Annotated in this window: 1 protein-coding gene; it reads left to right on the top strand. The window is 42.5% G+C overall.

The window, feature by feature from the left end; all coding sequences use genetic code 11:
* A partial coding sequence (locus tag HMPREF2853_RS02300) for an isopeptide-forming domain-containing fimbrial protein (RefSeq protein ID WP_148131387.1) occupies positions 1-212 on the top strand: 212 nt, incomplete at both ends.

Raw genomic sequence — 212 nt, 5'->3', positions numbered from 1 at the left:
ACACCAGACGAGCCAGAGATCAAGAAAGATGTCAATACTAAAGCTGAAGAAACACTCGCTGATCGTGATCAAATTTTCACATACAACGTGAAAACAAGTGTCCCAACAGATGCGACAGCCTTCAGCGTAAGTGATACACTTGAGTCTGTTCTTGATTATGCAGGTTCAGCAAGTGCAATCTTGAATGGTCAAGCTCTTGATGCCAGTCAAAT

It is taken from the genome of Streptococcus sp. HMSC077F03, assembly GCF_001812375.1.
Lineage (GTDB): Bacteria > Bacillota > Bacilli > Lactobacillales > Streptococcaceae > Streptococcus > Streptococcus oralis_S.
This window is presented reverse-complemented; position numbering and strand designations above follow the sequence as displayed.